Raw genomic sequence first — 13,898 nt, forward strand, 5'->3', positions numbered from 1 at the left:
CGACGGGGCCGCATGGGCCCCGACGGGTCTGTTGAGTTGTGATCACGCGCACACACGTGCGCGATCGAACGACCAGGAATGGCCGCGGGCCCTGCCCGCCCTCGCCGGAACGGATCCGGTCAGGGGACGAGCAGGGCGCGGCCGGTTGCTCCTCGCGTCAGACGCGACGGCGCTTGGGCGGGCGGCACCCGTTGTGCGCCTGCGGCGTGACGTCGTTGATCGAGCCGACCTCGAGGCCAGCGGCCTGGAGGGAGCGGATCGCGGTCTCGCGACCCGAACCCGGGCCCTTCACGAAGACGTCGACCTTCTTGACGCCGTGCTCCTGCGCCTGACGCGCAGCGGACTCGGCGGCGAGCTGCGCCGCGAACGGCGTCGACTTGCGCGAACCCTTGAAGCCCACGGCACCCGAGGACGCCCAGCTGAGGACGGCACCCGACGGGTCGGTGATGCTGACGATCGTGTTGTTGAACGTGCTCTTGATGTGGGCCTGGCCCACAGCGACGTTCTTCTTCTCCTTGCGGCGCGGCTTGCGCGCGGCAGTCTTGGGGGTAGCCATCGGGGTCTCCTATCGAGCCTTCTTCTTGCCTGCCACGGTGCGCTTCGGTCCCTTGCGGGTACGAGCGTTGGTCTTGGTGCGCTGACCGCGCACCGGGAGACCACGACGGTGGCGGAGACCCTCGTAGCTGCCGATCTCGACCTTGCGGCGGATGTCGGCGGCGACCTCACGGCGGAGGTCACCCTCGACCTTGAAGTTGCCCTCGATGAAGTCACGGAGGGCGACGAGCTGGTCGTCGGTCAGGTCCTTGACGCGGATGTCACCGGAGATACCGGTCTCCGTCAGTGCCTGGACGGCGCGGGTACGGCCGACGCCGTAGATGTACGTGAGTGCGATCTCCACGCGCTTCTCGCGCGGGATGTCGACGCCTGCTAGACGTGCCATGTGATGGCTGCTCCTGTTGTCGATGGAGGTGTGGCGCAGTACCGGTGCTCGGGCCTCCGCCCCGAGGTGTCCCCCGGCCGTCGTGCGACCGGGTTCTGGTACTGCGTTGTCGATCTTCAGTTGTGGGTCGTGCTCGAGCAGCCTGGTGTCCGAGGGACACCGTCGGCGCCGGTCACGCGCCCGGGACTAGCCCTGGCGCTGCTTGTGACGCGGGTTGCTCTTGCAGATCACCATGACGCGGCCCTTGCGGCGAATCACACGGCAGTGTTCGCAGATGGGCTTGACGCTGGGGTTGACCTTCATGGTTCTTTCCTCGTGCTCGCTGGCTTCGTGCTCGGCAGGATTGCCGTGCCGTTCCTTTCCAGCTCGCGGATCACTTGTAGCGGTAGACGATCCGGCCGCGGGTCAGGTCGTACGGGCTCAGCTCCACGATCACGCGGTCCTCGGGGAGGATGCGGATGTAGTGCTGGCGCATCTTCCCGGAGATGTGCGCGAGGACCTTGTGTCCGTTCGTCAGCTCAACGCGGAACATCGCGTTGGGCAGAGCTTCGAGCACCGAGCCTTCGATCTCGATGACGCCGTCTTTCTTGGCCATAGCCTCACTGTCGCTTGGTTGTGGAACAGGTGTGATCCCCGAACCGGTCTGCGGGTCGGTCGCCACACCCGAGAGGGCATGACACACCAAAGATCGATCTTATGTGGTAAACCCGCAATTGCCAAGTGGGGACGCGGAACACCCCACGTCTGGGGCTTCCGGAGCCGTGCCTGAGCGATCCACAGTGGTTTGACGGCGCGCTCCGGGCGCGCACTTGCGCGCGAACCGTAGTTTTGCTCCGCAGCCCCGTCCGTCGCACCAGCAGCTCGCGCCGGACCACCGAACGGAGAACACGTGCCCGACGCCACCCGACGCCCCTTCGCCAGCCACGGCAAGCAGGCCCGTCGCCGGGGTTGGGGCACGCTCGTCACCGTCGTCGCAGCCACCGTCGCCGTCCTGCTCGTCAGCGGCACCAGCGTCGCCGCGATCGCCGGGGCGCAGCTCGCCACCGCCCCGCAGACCGTCGCACTGAGCACCGACGACCAGAGCACCGCCAAGACCGCGGACATCTCGGCGATCAAGGGCGGGGCGAACATCCTGCTCATCGGCAGCGACACCCGGGTCGGCCAGTTCGACTCCGACGAGGACGTCGAGGGCGCCCGCAACGACGTCACGATGCTCATCCACATCTCGGCGGACCACCAGCAGCTCACCGCGGTCAGCTTCCCCCGTGACCTGATGGTCCCGATCCCGGCCTGCACCAACCCCGCGACCGGCACGACCTACCCCGCGTCCACCTCGGCGATGTTCAACACCGCGCTCGGCAACGGCGGTGTCTCCTGCGTCGTGGACACGGTCGAGAACCTCACCGGCCTGAGCATCCCCTACGCCGGGCTCATCACCTTCGACGGCGTCATCGAGATGTCGAACGCCCTCGGCGGCGTGGACGTCTGCGTCGCCGAGCCGATCGACGACACGTTCACCGGTCTGCACCTCACGACGGGTTCACACTCCCTCGAGGGCTCGGACGCCCTCGCCTTCCTGCGCACCCGCCACGGGGTCGGCGACGGCAGCGACCTCGCCCGCATCAGCTCGCAGCAGGTGTTCCTGTCGGCGCTCCTCCGCAAGGTCACCTCGGACGGCACGCTCTCGAACCCGATCACGCTCTACAAGCTGGCCGGTGCCGCCCTGTCCAACATGACGCTGTCCGACGGCCTGGCCCAGACCGGCACCCTGGTCAAGCTCGCCGCGGCACTGCGCGGGATGAGCACCGCCAACATGCTCTTCGTGCAGTACCCGGTGGCGGACGACCCCGACGACAGCGCCCGCGTGATCGTCGACCAGGAGACGGCCCACACCCTGAACGTGGCACTGCAGAACGACGTCCGGTCCTCGCTGAGCGACTCGAGCACCGGTCGCGCGTCCGAGGAGTCGCCGTCGAGCGGCGGGACGTCGAGCGGCGGGACATCGACCGGCACCGGGTCGTCCGGCACAACGGGTTCGACCGGGACCTCGTCGTCCGCCGGCACGCCGTCAGCGACGCCGAGCGCGACCGCCACTCGGACGCCGACCACGTCGGCGACGCCGCTGCCCTCGTCGATCACCGGGCAGAGCGCCTCCGAGGAGACCTGCTCCGTCGGCAACTGACGCGACTCCACAGGGTCCGTCCGGCACTGGTCGGGTGCGTCCGCGCGAGGCGGGCGACACGTCGGACGTCAGCCGGGCCTCCCGGCCGTTGCGTCGCGCAGGTGCGCGCGTCGCGCAGGTGCGCCGGTCGTGGACACCGGATCCGGACCGGAGGCCCGTCCTACGGGATCGGGACGGGCGTCACACCCAGCGGGGCCAGGCCCCGAGCGCCGCCGTCGGCGGCCGTGAGCACCCAGACACCGGCCGCGTGCACCGCGACGCTGTGCTCCCAGTGCGCGGCGTCCGAGCCGTCGAGCGTGCGGACGGTCCAGTCGTCGTCGTCGGTCGAGCTGTCGATCGCGCCGGCCGTGACCATCGGTTCGATGGCGACCACCAGCCCCGGCTTGACGGCAGGGCCGGCGCCACGGACGCGGTAGTTGAAGACCGGCGGGTCCTCGTGCATCGACCGACCGATGCCGTGACCGGTGTAGTCCTCGACGATGCCCCACGCGCCGGTCTCGTCGATCGCGTCTTCCACGGCGGAGCCGACCTCGTGCAGGTTCTTCGCGTGGGCGAGCGCGGCGATGCCGTGCCACAGCGACCGCTCGGTCGTGTCGCAGAGCGTCTGCCGCGCTGCGGTGACCGTGGCGTCGCCACCGGGCACGACGGTCGTGAACGCGCTGTCGCCGTTCCAGCCGTCGACCTCGGCGCCGGCGTCCACCGACACGATGTCCCCGGGCGCGAGCACGCGCTCTCCGGGGATCCCGTGCACGATCTCGTCGTTCACGGACACGCACAGCGTGTGGCGGTAGCCGGGCACGAGCTGGAAGTTCGGGATCCCACCGCCGTCACGGATGGTGCGCTCGGCGATCGCGTCGAGTTCACCGGTGGTGATGCCCGGGCGTATCGCTGCACGGACGGCGTCGAGCGCCTCGGCGGTCAGCAGACCCGGCCGGACCATCGCCCGGAGCTCGTCCGGGGTCTTGTAGATCGAGGGCTTCTTGAACCGCACCACGCTCGTCAGACGGTCGCGGAGAGCCCGCGGCCCGCCAGTGCCGTCTGGATGCGGTCGCCGACCTCGTCGATCGCGCCGAGGCCGTCGACGTCGACCACCAGGCCACGTTCGCCGTACGCCGCCACGATGGGCGCCGTCTGCTCGGCGTACACCTGCTGACGACGACGGATCGTCTCCTCGTTGTCGTCGCTGCGGCCCTGGTCCTCGGCACGCTTGAGCAGGCGGCCGACGAGCTCGTCCTGGTCGGCGACGAGCTGCACGACGGCGTCGATCCCGGTGCCCTGCTCGGCGAGCAGCGCGTCGAGGTACTCGACCTGGCCGACCGTGCGCGGGTACCCGTCCAGCAGGAACCCGTGCTCGGCATCGGACTCCTGCAGGCGGGACTTCACGAGCTCGTTCGTCAGGGAGTCCGGCACGTAGTCGCCGGCGTCCATGATCGCCTTCGCCTGCACGCCGAGGGGCGTGCCCTCTGCCACGTTCTTGCGGAAGATGTCCCCGGTCGAGATCGCGGGGATCCCGAGGGAGTCAGCGATTCGGCCGGCCTGGGTGCCCTTCCCGGCTCCGGGAGGTCCGACGATGATGAGACGTGCGCTCAACGGAGAAGCCCTTCGTAGTGACGCTGCTGCAGCTGCGAGTCGATCTGCTTCACGGTTTCGAGACCGACACCCACGATGATGAGGATGCTCGCGCCACCGAACGGGAAGTTCTGGTTCGCGCCGAACAGCGCCAGTGCTGCCAGCGGGATGAGCGCGATGAGACCGAGGTAGAGCGAGCCGGGCAGCGTCACCCGGGTGAGGACGTAGTCGAGGTACTCGGCGGTCGGACGACCGGCACGGATGCCGGGGATGAACCCGCCGTACTTCTTCATGTTGTCGGCGACCTCTTCGGGGTTGAAGGTGATCGCCACGTAGAAGTACGTGAACCCGACGATGAGCAGGAAGTACAGGACCATGTAGAACCAGTTGTCACCCGAGGTCAGGTTGTTCTGGATCCAGGTCACCCACGCGGCCGGCTCGGAGCCGTCCGAGGGCTGGTTGAACTGCGCGATCAGAGCCGGCAGGTACAGCAGCGACGAGGCGAAGATGACGGGCACGACGCCGGCCATGTTCACCTTGATCGGGATGTAGGTGTTGTTGCCGCCGTACGTCCGCCGCCCGACCATGCGCTTGGCGTACTGCACGGGGATCCGCCGCTGTGACTGCTCGACGAACACGACGGCCATCATGATCACGAGTCCGACCAGGATCACGAACAGGAAGAGCTCGAACGACTGCGACTGCTCGATCGCCCAGAGCGCCGACGGGAACTGCGCCGCGATCGACGTGAAGATCAGGAGCGACATGCCGTTGCCGATGCCGCGCTCGGTGACGAGCTCGCCCATCCACATGATGAGGCCGGTGCCGGCGGTCAGCGTGACGACCATCAGCATGATGGCGTACCAGCTGTCGTTCGAGATGATCGAGGTGCAGGACGCGGAGGCGTTGGTGCCGAACAGGGCGCCGGAGCGAGCGACCGTGATCAGCGTCGTGGACTGCAGGACACCGAGCGCGATCGTGAGGTAGCGCGTGTACTGCGTCAGCTTCGCCTGGCCCGACTGGCCCTCCTTGTAGAGGGTGTCGAAGTGCGGGATGACCACACGCAGGAGCTGCACGATGATCGACGACGTGATGTACGGCATGATGCCGAGCGCGAAGACCGAGAGCTTCAGCAGCGCGCCGCCGGAGAAGAGGTTGATGAGGTCGTAGAGACCGCCGGAGGACGACGCGCTGGCGAGACAGCTCTGCACGGCGGCGTAGTCGACGAACGGTGCCGGGATGTACGACCCGAGACGGAACAGCGCGATGATCGCGAGGGTGAAGCCGATCTTCTTGCGAAGATCAGGGGTGCGCATGATGCGCGCGACCGCTCTGAACACGATGACTCCGAACTTGTGGGACCGGGGCCGTCGATCGCGGCCGGACCGGTTTCGGTCGGCAGGGCCGACCTGGCCGGCGGATGCCGGCCACTGTCAAGGAAACCGTAACGGCGGCCCGTGCGCAAACGCACGGGCCGCCGACGGGGGTTACTGGGAGACGGTGCCGCCAGCAGCCACGATCTTCTCGGCGGCGGACGCCGAGACCTTGTCGACCGCAACCGTGATCTTCACGGTGATGTCACCCTGACCGAGAACCTTGACCTTCTCGTTCTTGCGGACGGCGCCCTTGGCGACCAGGCCCGCAACGGTGACGTCGCCACCGTCGGGGTAGAGCTCCGAGATCTTGTCCAGGTTCACGACCTGGTACTCGACCCGGAACGGGTTCTTGAACCCGCGGAGCTTCGGGGTGCGCATGTGCAGCGGCATCTGCCCACCCTCGAAGCCGACCCGGACCTGGTAACGGGCCTTCGTGCCCTTGGTACCACGCCCAGCGGTCTTGCCCTTCGAGCCCTCACCGCGACCCACACGGGTGCGGTCCTTCTTGGCGCCCTCTGCGGGACGGAGGTGGTGCAGCTTCAGCACCTGCACGCGCTCGTTCTTCTCGTCGCTCATGCGTCGACCTCCTCGACCTTCACGAGGTGCGCCACCGTCGCGATGTACCCGCGGTTCTGGGAGTTGTCCTCACGCTCGACCGAACGGCCGATGCGCTTGAGGCCCAGGCTGCGCAGGGTGTCGCGCTGGTACTGCTTCTCGCTGATAACGGACTTGATCTGCGTGATCTTCAGCATCGCCATCACGCACCTGCCTTCTCGGTCGCGGCACGCAGGGCTGCGGCCTCGGCCTGGAGCAGACGGGCCGGGACGACCCGCTCGACGTCGAGGCCACGACGGCTGGCGACGGCGCGGGGCTCCTCGAGCTGCTTCAGAGCCTCGACGGTCGCGTGCACGATGTTGATGGTGTTCGACGAGCCGAGCGACTTGCTCAGGACGTCGTGGATGCCGGCGCACTCGAGCACGGCGCGGACCGGACCACCGGCGATGACACCGGTACCGGGGCCGGCCGGACGCAGGAGGACGACGCCAGCGGCGGCTTCACCCTGCACCGGGTGCGGGATCGTGTTGCCGACGCGGGGGACGCGGAAGAAGTTCTTCTTCGCCTCTTCGACACCCTTGGAGATCGCCGTGGGGACCTCCTTGGCCTTGCCGTAGCCGACGCCCACGAGGCCGTTGCCGTCACCGACGACGACGAGCGCCGTGAAGCTGAAGCGACGACCACCCTTGACGACCTTCGAGACGCGGTTGATGGTCACCACGCGCTCGAGGAACTGGCTGTCGCCACCGCGGTTGTTGCGGTCGCGGCCCTGCTGACGGTCACGACCGCCACCACGACGGCCACGGTTGTCCGCGGAGTCGCGGTTGTTGGACGCGGAGCCCGCGGCGGTCTCGACCGGACGCTCGGCGACGGCAGGTGCCTCCGCCTCCTTGCCGGTCTTGGCGCCCTCGGTGGTCGCCTCGGCGGTTGCCTCGGTGGCCGTGGCCTCCGTGCTCGCCTCGGTGGTCTCCGTGGTCTCGACTGCCTCGGTCTCCGCGGCCTCGACGGCCTCGGTCTTGGCGTCTTCGTTGGTGTTCGCGTTGTCGCTCACAGGTTCAGCCCTCCTTCACGGGCACCATCGGCGATCGCGGCGACGCGACCGGCGTACTTGCTGCCACCGCGGTCGAAGACCACGGCCTCGACGCCAGCCGACTTCGCGCGCTCGGCGAGGAGCTCACCGACGCGACGGGCCTTGGCGGTCTTGTCGCCGTCGAACGAGCGGAGGTCTGCCTCCATCGTCGAGGCGCTGGCGAGGGTGTGACCCTTCGAGTCATCGATGACCTGCACGAACACGTGACGCGACGAGCGGGTGACGGCGAGACGGGGACGAGCCTCGGTGCCGGTGATCTTCTTGCGGAGACGGTTGTGACGACGCGCCTTGGCGGCCGCCTTGCTCTTGCCTCGTGTCTTGAGGAGTCCCATGATCACTTACCTGACTTTCCGGCCTTGCGGCGCACGTTCTCGCCGGCGTAACGGACACCCTTGCCCTTGTAGGGCTCGGGCTTCCGGAGCTTCCGGATGTTCGCGGCGACCTCGCCGACAGCCTGCTTGTCGATACCGGCGACGGTGACCTTGTTGTTGCCCTCCACCGCGAAGCTGATGCCCGCCGGCGGCTCGACCGTGATCGAGTGGGAGTACCCGAGCGCGAACTCGAGGTTCGAGCCCTTGGCCGCGACACGGTAACCGGTGCCGACGACCTCGAGGCCCTTGGTGTATCCCTGGGTCACGCCGATGATGTTGTTGGCGATGAGGGTCCGGGTCAGTCCGTGGAGCGCACGCGACTCGCGCTCGTCGTCCGGACGGGTGACGAGGACCTGGTTCTCCTCGACCTTGGCCTGGATGGGCTCCGCGATGACGAGCGCGAGCTCGCCCTTCGGGCCCTTGACCGCCACGTTCTGACCGTCAACGGAGACGGTGACGCCGGCGGGGATGTCGATGGGGAGACGTCCGATTCGTGACATTGTCGATCACCACACGTAGGCGAGGACTTCCCCACCCACGCCCTTCTGCTCGGCTTCGCGGTCGGTCAGGAGGCCGGAGGAGGTCGAGAGGATCGCCACGCCGAGGCCACCGAGGACCTGGGGGATCTCCGTCGACTTCGCGTAGACCCGGAGGCCCGGCTTCGAGACGCGCTTGATGCCGGCGATCGAACGCTCGCGCTCGGGGCCGTACTTCAGGTCGATGGTGAGGGTCTGCCCGACTCGGGCGTCCTCCACCTTCCACTCGCTGATGTAGCCCTCACGCTTGAGGATGTCGGCGATGTTCTTCTTGAGCTTGGAGCTCGGGAGCGCGACTGCGTCGTGGTGCGCGGAGTTCGCGTTCCGCAATCTGGTCAGCATGTCTGCGACCGGATCGGTCATCGTCATGATGTTCGTCCATTTCTCGCCTGGTTTCGACACCCGTTCCACGAATGCCGACCTGAGCGATCGAGTGATCCCGGGGCGGTTCCCCGAGATCGGTGTGTTCGTGCGTGCGGGCCGGAGGACGTGAATCCTCCGGCCCGCACCGCCCGAAGTAGTTTAGACCGTCTGCTCGTTGGAGCGGAACGGGAAGCCGAGCTGGCGGAGCAGCGCGCGTCCCTCGTCGTCCGTCTTCGCGGTGGTCACGACAGTGATGTCGAAGCCGCGGACACGGTCGATGCGGTCCTGGTCGATCTCGTGGAACACGGACTGCTCCGTGAGACCGAACGTGTAGTTGCCGTTGCCGTCGAACTGCTTGTCGCTGAGACCGCGGAAGTCGCGGATGCGGGGCAGTGCGAGCGTCACCAGGCGGTCGAGGAACTCCCACGCGCGGTCACCGCGGAGGGTGACGTGCGCGCCGATGGCCTGGCCCTCGCGCAGCTTGAACTGTGCGATGGACTTGCGGGCGATGTTGACCTGGGGCTTCTGACCCGTGATCGCCGTGAGGTCCTTGATGGCCCCCTCGATGATCTTGGAGTCACGAGCGGCCTCGCCGACACCGGTGTTCACGACGACCTTGACCAGGCCGGGGACCTGGTTGACGTTCGCGTAACCGAACTGCTCGGTGAGGGCCGACTTGATCTCGGCCAGGTACTTCTGCTTGAGGCGCGGCTGGATCTTGCCAGCGGGCGCAGCAGTCGTGTCAGTCATCAGAGCTTCTCACCAGACTTCTTCGCGTAGCGGACACGGACGGTCTTCTTGACGCCGTCCTTCTCCACCTCTTCGGTGCGGAAGCCGACACGCGTCGGCTTCTTCGTCTTCGGGTCGACGAGTGCGACGTTCGAGACGTGGATCGAGGCTTCGTGCTGCTCGATGCCACCGGTCTTCGAACCACGCTGCGTCTGACCGACGCGGACGTGCTTCGTGACGAAGTTCACGCCCTCGACGACGACGCGGTTCTTGTCCTTGAGGACCTCGATGACCTTGCCCTGCTTGCCACGGTCGCCGCCACGCTCCTGCGTCGCGCCCGTGATGACCTGGACGAGGTCACCCTTCTTGATGTTCGCCATGGCTTACAGCACCTCCGGCGCGAGCGAGATGATCTTCATGAACTTCTTGTCACGGAGCTCGCGACCGACCGGACCGAAGATGCGCGTACCGCGCGGGTCGCCGTCGGCCTTGAGGATCACTGCCGCGTTCTCGTCGAACTTGATGTAGGAGCCGTCCTGACGACGGGTCTCCTTCTTGGTGCGAACGATGACCGCCTTGACGACGTCACCCTTCTTCACGTTGCCGCCGGGGATGGCGTCCTTCACCGTGGCGACGATGACGTCACCGAGGCCGGCGTAGCGACGACCCGAGCCACCGAGCACGCGGATGGTCAAGATCTCCTTGGCACCCGTGTTGTCGGCGACCTTCAGGCGGGATTCCTGCTGAATCACTGCTGTCTCCTATTCCGAAGCAGGCCGAGGCCTACTTGGCCTTCTCGAGGATCTCGACCAGGCGCCAGCGCTTGGACGCGCTGAGGGGACGGGTCTCGCTGATCACGACGAGGTCGCCGACACCAGCGGTGCCGAGCTCGTCGTGGGCCTTCACCTTGGACGTGCGACGGATGATCTTGCCGTAGAGCGCGTGCTTCACGCGGTCCTCGACCTCGACCACGATGGTCTTGTCCATCTTGTCGCTCGTCACGTAGCCGCGACGCGTCTTGCGGTAGCCGCGAGTGAGGGCGGCGGAGTTCTTCTCTTCGTTCGCCATTACTTCTCCTCGGCGGTCTCGGCCTCGGTCGACTCGGCCGGCTTGTCAGCCTTCTTCGTCGTCTTCTTGGCCTTGGGGGCGGTCTCGACGGGCGCGGGAGTGGCACGGATGCCGAGCTCGCGCTCGCGGAGGACGGTGTAGATGCGGGCGATGTCGCGCTTGACGGCACGGAGACGACCGTGGCTCTCCAGCTGGCCGGTGGCCGACTGGAAGCGGAGGTTGAAGAGTTCCTCCTTGGCCTTCTTCAGCTCGTCAGCGAGACGCTCGTTCTCGAACGTGTCGAGCTCCGTCGGACGGAGCTCCTTGGAACCGATCGCCATTATGCGTCGCCCTCCTCGCGCTTGATGATGCGTGCCTTGAGGGGCAGCTTGTGGATTGCACGAGTCAACGCCTCACGGGCGATCTCCTCGCTGACGCCGGAGAGCTCGAAGAGCACCCGGCCCGGCTTCACGTTCGCGACCCACCACTCGGGCGAACCCTTACCGGAACCCATGCGGGTCTCGGCGGGCTTCTTGGTCAGCGGACGGTCCGGGTAGATGTTGATCCAGACCTTGCCACCACGCTTGATGTGACGCGTCATGGCGATACGAGCGGACTCGATCTGACGGTTGGTCACGTACGCCGGGGTGAGGGCCTGGATGCCGTAGTCGCCGAAGCTGACCTTGGTACCACCGGTTGCCTGACCCGAACGCTTCGGGTGGTGCTGCTTGCGGTGCTTGACTCGACGGGGAATAAGCATGGTTACGCCTCAACTCCTGCGCCGGCCGGCGCGTCCTGCGGGGCCTGCTGCGGGCGACGGTCACCGCGGTCGCCGCCACGACGGTCGCCGCCACGGTCGCCACGCTCACCGCGCGGGCCGCCACGACGCTCGGGGCGCGACGAACGCTGGTTCGCCTGCTCGCGAGCGAGCTCCTTGTTCGTGATGTCGCCCTTGTAGATCCAGACCTTCACGCCGATGCGGCCGAACGTGGTCCGGGCCTCGTAGAAGCCGTAGTCGATGTTCGCGCGGAGGGTGTGCAGCGGCACACGGCCTTCGCGGTAGAACTCCGAACGGGACATCTCGGCGCCGCCGAGACGGCCCGACACCTGGATGCGGACACCCTTGGCGCCGGCGCGCTGTGCACCCTGCAGGCCCTTGCGCATGGCGCGACGGAACGCGACACGAGCGGAGAGCTGCTCGGCGATGCCCTGCGCGACGAGCTGGGCCTCGGTCTCGGGGTTCTTGACCTCGAGGATGTTCAGCTGGATCTGCTTCTTGGTGAGCTTCTCGAGCTCACCGCGAACGCGCTCCGCCTCGGCGCCGCGGCGGCCGATGACGATGCCCGGACGAGCCGTGTGGATGTCCACGCGGACACGGTCACGGGTGCGCTCGAGCTCGATGCGTGCGACACCGGCGCGGTCGAGGGTCTTCTTCAGGTACTCGCGCACCTTGATGTCCTCGGCCACGTAGTCGGCGTAGCGCTGACCGGCCTTCTTGCTGTCGGTGAACCAGTGCGAGACGTGGTCCGTCGTGATCCCGAGACGGAAGCCGTACGGGTTGACCTTCTGGCCCATTACTTGCTCGCCTTCTTGCTCGTCGCGGCAACCTCGGCCTCGTCGGGCGTCGCGAGGACGACCGTGATGTGGCTGGTGCGCTTGTTGATGCGGAAGGCGCGGCCCTGGGCGCGCGGCTGGAACCGCTTCAGGGTCGTGCCCTCGTCGACGAAGACGCGGCTCACGTAGAGGTCGCGCTCGTCGAGGAAGCTGTTCGTCGAGTCCGCCTTGACCCGTGCGTTCGCGATCGCCGAGGCGACCAGCTTGTACACGGGCTCCGAAGCGCCCTGGGGGGCGAACTTCAGGATGGCGAGGGCCTCGTGGGCCTGCTTGCCGCGGATCAGCTCGATGACGCGACGGGCCTTCTGAGGCGTGACGCGGATGTGTCGCACGCGTGCGATCGACTCCACCATTTCGTTCCTCCTCTGCGTCGCCGCCTCAGCGGCGACGGCCCTTCTTGTCGTCCTTCACGTGACCACGGAAGGTGCGGGTCGGCGCGAACTCGCCGAGCTTGTGACCGACCATCGACTCGGTGACGAACACCGGGATGTGCTTGCGGCCGTCGTGGACGGCGATGGTGTGCCCGAGCATGTTCGGGACGATCATCGACCGACGCGACCACGTGCGGATCACGTTCTTGGTGTTGGCCTCGTTCTGCGTGACGACCTTGCGGAGCAGGTGCTCGTCGACGAAGGGGCCCTTCTTCAGACTGCGTGGCATCTTCTGAACTCCTACTTGCGCTTCTTGCCGGCGTTACGGCGACGGACGATGAGCTTGTCGCTCGGCTTGTTCGGCTTGCGCGTACGGCCCTCGGACTGACCCCAGGGGCTGACCGGGTGACGACCACCGGAGGTCTTGCCCTCACCACCACCGTGCGGGTGGTCGACCGGGTTCATGGCGACACCACGGACGGTCGGGCGGACGCCCTTCCAGCGCATGCGGCCGGCCTTGCCCCAGTTGATGTTCGACTGCTCGGCGTTGCCGACCTCGCCGATGGTGGCGCGGCAGCGTGCGTCGACGTTGCGGACCTCACCCGACGGCAGACGGAGCTGCGCGTAGGGGCCGTCCTTGGCGACGAGGCGGACCGAGGCGCCGGCGGAGCGAGCCATCTTGGCGCCGCCACCGGGGCGGAGCTCGATGGCGTGCACGACGGTACCCACGGGGATGTTGCGCAGCGGCAGGTTGTTGCCGGGCTTGATGTCGGCGCCGGGGCCCTGCTCGATGACGTCGCCCTGCTTGAGCTTGTTCGGCGCGATGATGTACCGCTTCGTGCCGTCCACGTAGTGCAGGAGCGCGATGCGCGCAGTGCGGTTGGGGTCGTACTCGATGTGAGCGACCTTGGCGTCGACGCCGTCCTTGTCGGAGCGACGGAAGTCGATCACGCGGTACTGGCGCTTGTGGCCACCACCGATGTGACGCGTGGTGATACGGCCGGAGCTGTTGCGACCACCGGTCTTCGGCAGCGGACGAAGCAGGGACTTCTCCGGAGTCGAACGGGTGATCTCAGCGAAGTCTGCGACCGACGAGCCGCGACGACCGGGGGTCGTCGGCTTGTAGTTACGAATAGCCATGATTTATCCCTCTGG

General features: G+C 67.3%; 24 protein-coding genes. 1 reads left to right on the forward strand and 23 read right to left on the reverse strand.

Annotated features, from left to right (window positions below; genetic code table 11):
• Window positions 1–157: 157 nt before the first annotated feature.
• The 4 genes from rpsK to infA form a co-directional block, all read right to left on the reverse strand.
• On the reverse strand, window positions 158–556 hold the full coding sequence (gene rpsK / locus FFG40_RS01720) for a 30S ribosomal protein S11 (RefSeq protein ID WP_017885507.1): 399 nt from the start codon (window positions 554–556) through the stop codon (window positions 158–160).
• A gap of 9 nt (window positions 557–565) precedes the next feature.
• Window positions 566–940 (reverse strand): 30S ribosomal protein S13, encoded by a 375-nt coding sequence (gene rpsM / locus FFG40_RS01725; protein ID WP_017885508.1) that lies wholly within the window; start codon window positions 938–940, stop codon window positions 566–568.
• Between the two features lie 186 nt (window positions 941–1,126).
• On the reverse strand, window positions 1,127–1,243 hold the full coding sequence (gene rpmJ, locus FFG40_RS01730) for a 50S ribosomal protein L36 (RefSeq protein ID WP_022903266.1): 117 nt from the start codon (window positions 1,241–1,243) through the stop codon (window positions 1,127–1,129).
• Between the two features lie 70 nt (window positions 1,244–1,313).
• Window positions 1,314–1,535 carry a translation initiation factor IF-1 gene (infA, locus tag FFG40_RS01735; RefSeq protein WP_017885509.1) on the reverse strand — a complete coding sequence of 74 codons (222 nt, stop codon included), beginning with the start codon at window positions 1,533–1,535 and terminating at the stop codon, window positions 1,314–1,316.
• 294 nt (window positions 1,536–1,829) lie between these two features.
• Here infA and FFG40_RS01740 point away from each other — a divergent pair, with 294 nt between their 5' ends.
• On the forward strand, window positions 1,830–3,122 hold the full coding sequence (locus tag FFG40_RS01740) for an LCP family protein (RefSeq protein WP_138802048.1): 1,293 nt from the start codon (window positions 1,830–1,832) through the stop codon (window positions 3,120–3,122).
• Between the two features lie 160 nt (window positions 3,123–3,282).
• Here FFG40_RS01740 and map read toward each other — a convergent pair whose 3' ends face one another.
• The 19 genes from map to rplB form a co-directional block, all read right to left on the reverse strand.
• Complete coding sequence (map, locus tag FFG40_RS01745; RefSeq protein WP_395876586.1) at window positions 3,283–4,062, reverse strand: type I methionyl aminopeptidase; 780 nt, start codon at window positions 4,060–4,062, stop codon at window positions 3,283–3,285.
• A gap of 59 nt (window positions 4,063–4,121) precedes the next feature.
• Complete coding sequence (locus tag FFG40_RS01750; RefSeq protein ID WP_138802049.1) at window positions 4,122–4,712, reverse strand: adenylate kinase; 591 nt, start codon at window positions 4,710–4,712, stop codon at window positions 4,122–4,124.
• Window positions 4,709–6,031 carry a preprotein translocase subunit SecY gene (gene secY / locus FFG40_RS01755; protein ID WP_027466722.1) on the reverse strand — a complete coding sequence of 441 codons (1,323 nt, stop codon included), beginning with the start codon at window positions 6,029–6,031 and terminating at the stop codon, window positions 4,709–4,711. Before secY ends, FFG40_RS01750 begins: the two co-directional genes overlap by 4 nt.
• Window positions 6,032–6,178: 147 nt before the next feature.
• Window positions 6,179–6,643 carry a 50S ribosomal protein L15 gene (gene rplO / locus FFG40_RS01760; protein ID WP_017885514.1) on the reverse strand — a complete coding sequence of 155 codons (465 nt, stop codon included), beginning with the start codon at window positions 6,641–6,643 and terminating at the stop codon, window positions 6,179–6,181.
• Window positions 6,640–6,825: a 50S ribosomal protein L30 gene (rpmD, locus tag FFG40_RS01765; RefSeq protein WP_017885515.1), complete on the reverse strand. Its 186-nt coding sequence runs from the start codon at window positions 6,823–6,825 to the stop codon at window positions 6,640–6,642. The genes rplO and rpmD overlap by 4 nt, the downstream gene beginning before the upstream one ends.
• Window positions 6,825–7,673 (reverse strand): 30S ribosomal protein S5, encoded by an 849-nt coding sequence (rpsE, locus tag FFG40_RS01770; RefSeq protein ID WP_138802050.1) that lies wholly within the window; start codon window positions 7,671–7,673, stop codon window positions 6,825–6,827. The genes rpmD and rpsE overlap by 1 nt, the downstream gene beginning before the upstream one ends.
• The gene (gene rplR / locus FFG40_RS01775) at window positions 7,670–8,044 is read right to left on the reverse strand and encodes a 50S ribosomal protein L18 (protein WP_027466725.1); all 375 of its coding nucleotides are present in this window, start codon (window positions 8,042–8,044) and stop codon (window positions 7,670–7,672) included. Before rplR ends, rpsE begins: the two co-directional genes overlap by 4 nt.
• A gap of 2 nt (window positions 8,045–8,046) precedes the next feature.
• A complete protein-coding gene (gene rplF, locus FFG40_RS01780; RefSeq protein ID WP_138802051.1) occupies window positions 8,047–8,583 on the reverse strand; it encodes a 50S ribosomal protein L6 in 537 nt (178 codons plus the stop codon).
• Between the two features lie 6 nt (window positions 8,584–8,589).
• The gene (gene rpsH, locus FFG40_RS01785; protein ID WP_017885519.1) at window positions 8,590–8,988 is read right to left on the reverse strand and encodes a 30S ribosomal protein S8; all 399 of its coding nucleotides are present in this window, start codon (window positions 8,986–8,988) and stop codon (window positions 8,590–8,592) included.
• A gap of 153 nt (window positions 8,989–9,141) precedes the next feature.
• Window positions 9,142–9,732: a 50S ribosomal protein L5 gene (gene rplE / locus FFG40_RS01790; protein ID WP_110859500.1), complete on the reverse strand. Its 591-nt coding sequence runs from the start codon at window positions 9,730–9,732 to the stop codon at window positions 9,142–9,144.
• Window positions 9,732–10,091, reverse strand: coding sequence for a 50S ribosomal protein L24 (gene rplX, locus FFG40_RS01795; RefSeq protein WP_017885522.1), 360 nt, complete (start codon window positions 10,089–10,091; stop codon window positions 9,732–9,734). The genes rplE and rplX overlap by 1 nt, the downstream gene beginning before the upstream one ends.
• Window positions 10,092–10,094: 3 nt before the next feature.
• Window positions 10,095–10,463: a 50S ribosomal protein L14 gene (gene rplN / locus FFG40_RS01800; protein ID WP_017885523.1), complete on the reverse strand. Its 369-nt coding sequence runs from the start codon at window positions 10,461–10,463 to the stop codon at window positions 10,095–10,097.
• Between the two features lie 31 nt (window positions 10,464–10,494).
• Window positions 10,495–10,779 (reverse strand): 30S ribosomal protein S17, encoded by a 285-nt coding sequence (gene rpsQ / locus FFG40_RS01805; RefSeq protein WP_017885524.1) that lies wholly within the window; start codon window positions 10,777–10,779, stop codon window positions 10,495–10,497.
• Window positions 10,779–11,099, reverse strand: a complete 321-nt coding sequence (rpmC, locus tag FFG40_RS01810; protein WP_017885525.1) for a 50S ribosomal protein L29 — start codon at window positions 11,097–11,099, stop codon at window positions 10,779–10,781. The genes rpsQ and rpmC overlap by 1 nt, the downstream gene beginning before the upstream one ends.
• On the reverse strand, window positions 11,099–11,518 hold the full coding sequence (gene rplP / locus FFG40_RS01815; RefSeq protein WP_017885526.1) for a 50S ribosomal protein L16: 420 nt from the start codon (window positions 11,516–11,518) through the stop codon (window positions 11,099–11,101). The genes rpmC and rplP overlap by 1 nt, the downstream gene beginning before the upstream one ends.
• A 2-nt stretch (window positions 11,519–11,520) precedes the next feature.
• Entirely contained in the window at window positions 11,521–12,333 is an 813-nt protein-coding gene (gene rpsC, locus FFG40_RS01820; RefSeq protein ID WP_017885527.1) for a 30S ribosomal protein S3, read from the reverse strand.
• Entirely contained in the window at window positions 12,333–12,725 is a 393-nt protein-coding gene (gene rplV / locus FFG40_RS01825; RefSeq protein WP_035809257.1) for a 50S ribosomal protein L22, read from the reverse strand. Before rplV ends, rpsC begins: the two co-directional genes overlap by 1 nt.
• 25 nt (window positions 12,726–12,750) lie before the next feature.
• The gene (rpsS, locus tag FFG40_RS01830; protein ID WP_017885529.1) at window positions 12,751–13,032 is read right to left on the reverse strand and encodes a 30S ribosomal protein S19; all 282 of its coding nucleotides are present in this window, start codon (window positions 13,030–13,032) and stop codon (window positions 12,751–12,753) included.
• Between the two features lie 11 nt (window positions 13,033–13,043).
• Window positions 13,044–13,883, reverse strand: a complete 840-nt coding sequence (rplB, locus tag FFG40_RS01835) for a 50S ribosomal protein L2 (protein WP_027466728.1) — start codon at window positions 13,881–13,883, stop codon at window positions 13,044–13,046.
• Between the last annotated feature and the right edge of the window lie 15 nt (window positions 13,884–13,898).

The organism is Curtobacterium sp. KBS0715 (assembly GCF_005938005.2).
In the GTDB taxonomy this organism is placed as follows: Bacteria; Actinomycetota; Actinomycetes; order Actinomycetales; family Microbacteriaceae; genus Curtobacterium; species Curtobacterium flaccumfaciens.

Bases quoted from the DNA above. Each gene is read 5' to 3' on its own strand.
- rpsK (WP_017885507.1), bottom strand. From the start codon at position 556: ATGGCTACCCCCAAGACTGCCGCGCGCAAGCCGCGCCGCAAGGAGAAG.
- rpsM (WP_017885508.1), bottom strand. From the start codon at position 940: ATGGCACGTCTAGCAGGCGTCGACATCCCGCGCGAGAAGCGCGTGGAG.
- rpmJ (WP_022903266.1), bottom strand. From the start codon at position 1,243: ATGAAGGTCAACCCCAGCGTCAAGCCCATCTGCGAACACTGCCGTGTG.
- infA (WP_017885509.1), bottom strand. From the start codon at position 1,535: ATGGCCAAGAAAGACGGCGTCATCGAGATCGAAGGCTCGGTGCTCGAA.
- map (WP_395876586.1), bottom strand. From the start codon at position 4,062: ATGGTCCGGCCGGGTCTGCTGACCGCCGAGGCGCTCGACGCCGTCCGT.
- rplO (WP_017885514.1), bottom strand. From the start codon at position 6,643: ATGAGCGACGAGAAGAACGAGCGCGTGCAGGTGCTGAAGCTGCACCAC.
- rpmD (WP_017885515.1), bottom strand. From the start codon at position 6,825: ATGGCGATGCTGAAGATCACGCAGATCAAGTCCGTTATCAGCGAGAAG.
- rplR (WP_027466725.1), bottom strand. From the start codon at position 8,044: ATGGGACTCCTCAAGACACGAGGCAAGAGCAAGGCGGCCGCCAAGGCG.
- rplF (WP_138802051.1), bottom strand. From the start codon at position 8,583: ATGTCACGAATCGGACGTCTCCCCATCGACATCCCCGCCGGCGTCACC.
- rpsH (WP_017885519.1), bottom strand. From the start codon at position 8,988: ATGACGATGACCGATCCGGTCGCAGACATGCTGACCAGATTGCGGAAC.
- rplE (WP_110859500.1), bottom strand. From the start codon at position 9,732: ATGACTGACACGACTGCTGCGCCCGCTGGCAAGATCCAGCCGCGCCTC.
- rplX (WP_017885522.1), bottom strand. From the start codon at position 10,091: ATGGCGAACATCAAGAAGGGTGACCTCGTCCAGGTCATCACGGGCGCG.
- rpsQ (WP_017885524.1), bottom strand. From the start codon at position 10,779: ATGGCGAACGAAGAGAAGAACTCCGCCGCCCTCACTCGCGGCTACCGC.
- rpmC (WP_017885525.1), bottom strand. From the start codon at position 11,099: ATGGCGATCGGTTCCAAGGAGCTCCGTCCGACGGAGCTCGACACGTTC.
- rplP (WP_017885526.1), bottom strand. From the start codon at position 11,518: ATGCTTATTCCCCGTCGAGTCAAGCACCGCAAGCAGCACCACCCGAAG.
- rpsC (WP_017885527.1), bottom strand. From the start codon at position 12,333: ATGGGCCAGAAGGTCAACCCGTACGGCTTCCGTCTCGGGATCACGACG.
- rplV (WP_035809257.1), bottom strand. From the start codon at position 12,725: ATGGTGGAGTCGATCGCACGCGTGCGACACATCCGCGTCACGCCTCAG.
- rpsS (WP_017885529.1), bottom strand. From the start codon at position 13,032: ATGCCACGCAGTCTGAAGAAGGGCCCCTTCGTCGACGAGCACCTGCTC.
- rplB (WP_027466728.1), bottom strand. From the start codon at position 13,883: ATGGCTATTCGTAACTACAAGCCGACGACCCCCGGTCGTCGCGGCTCG.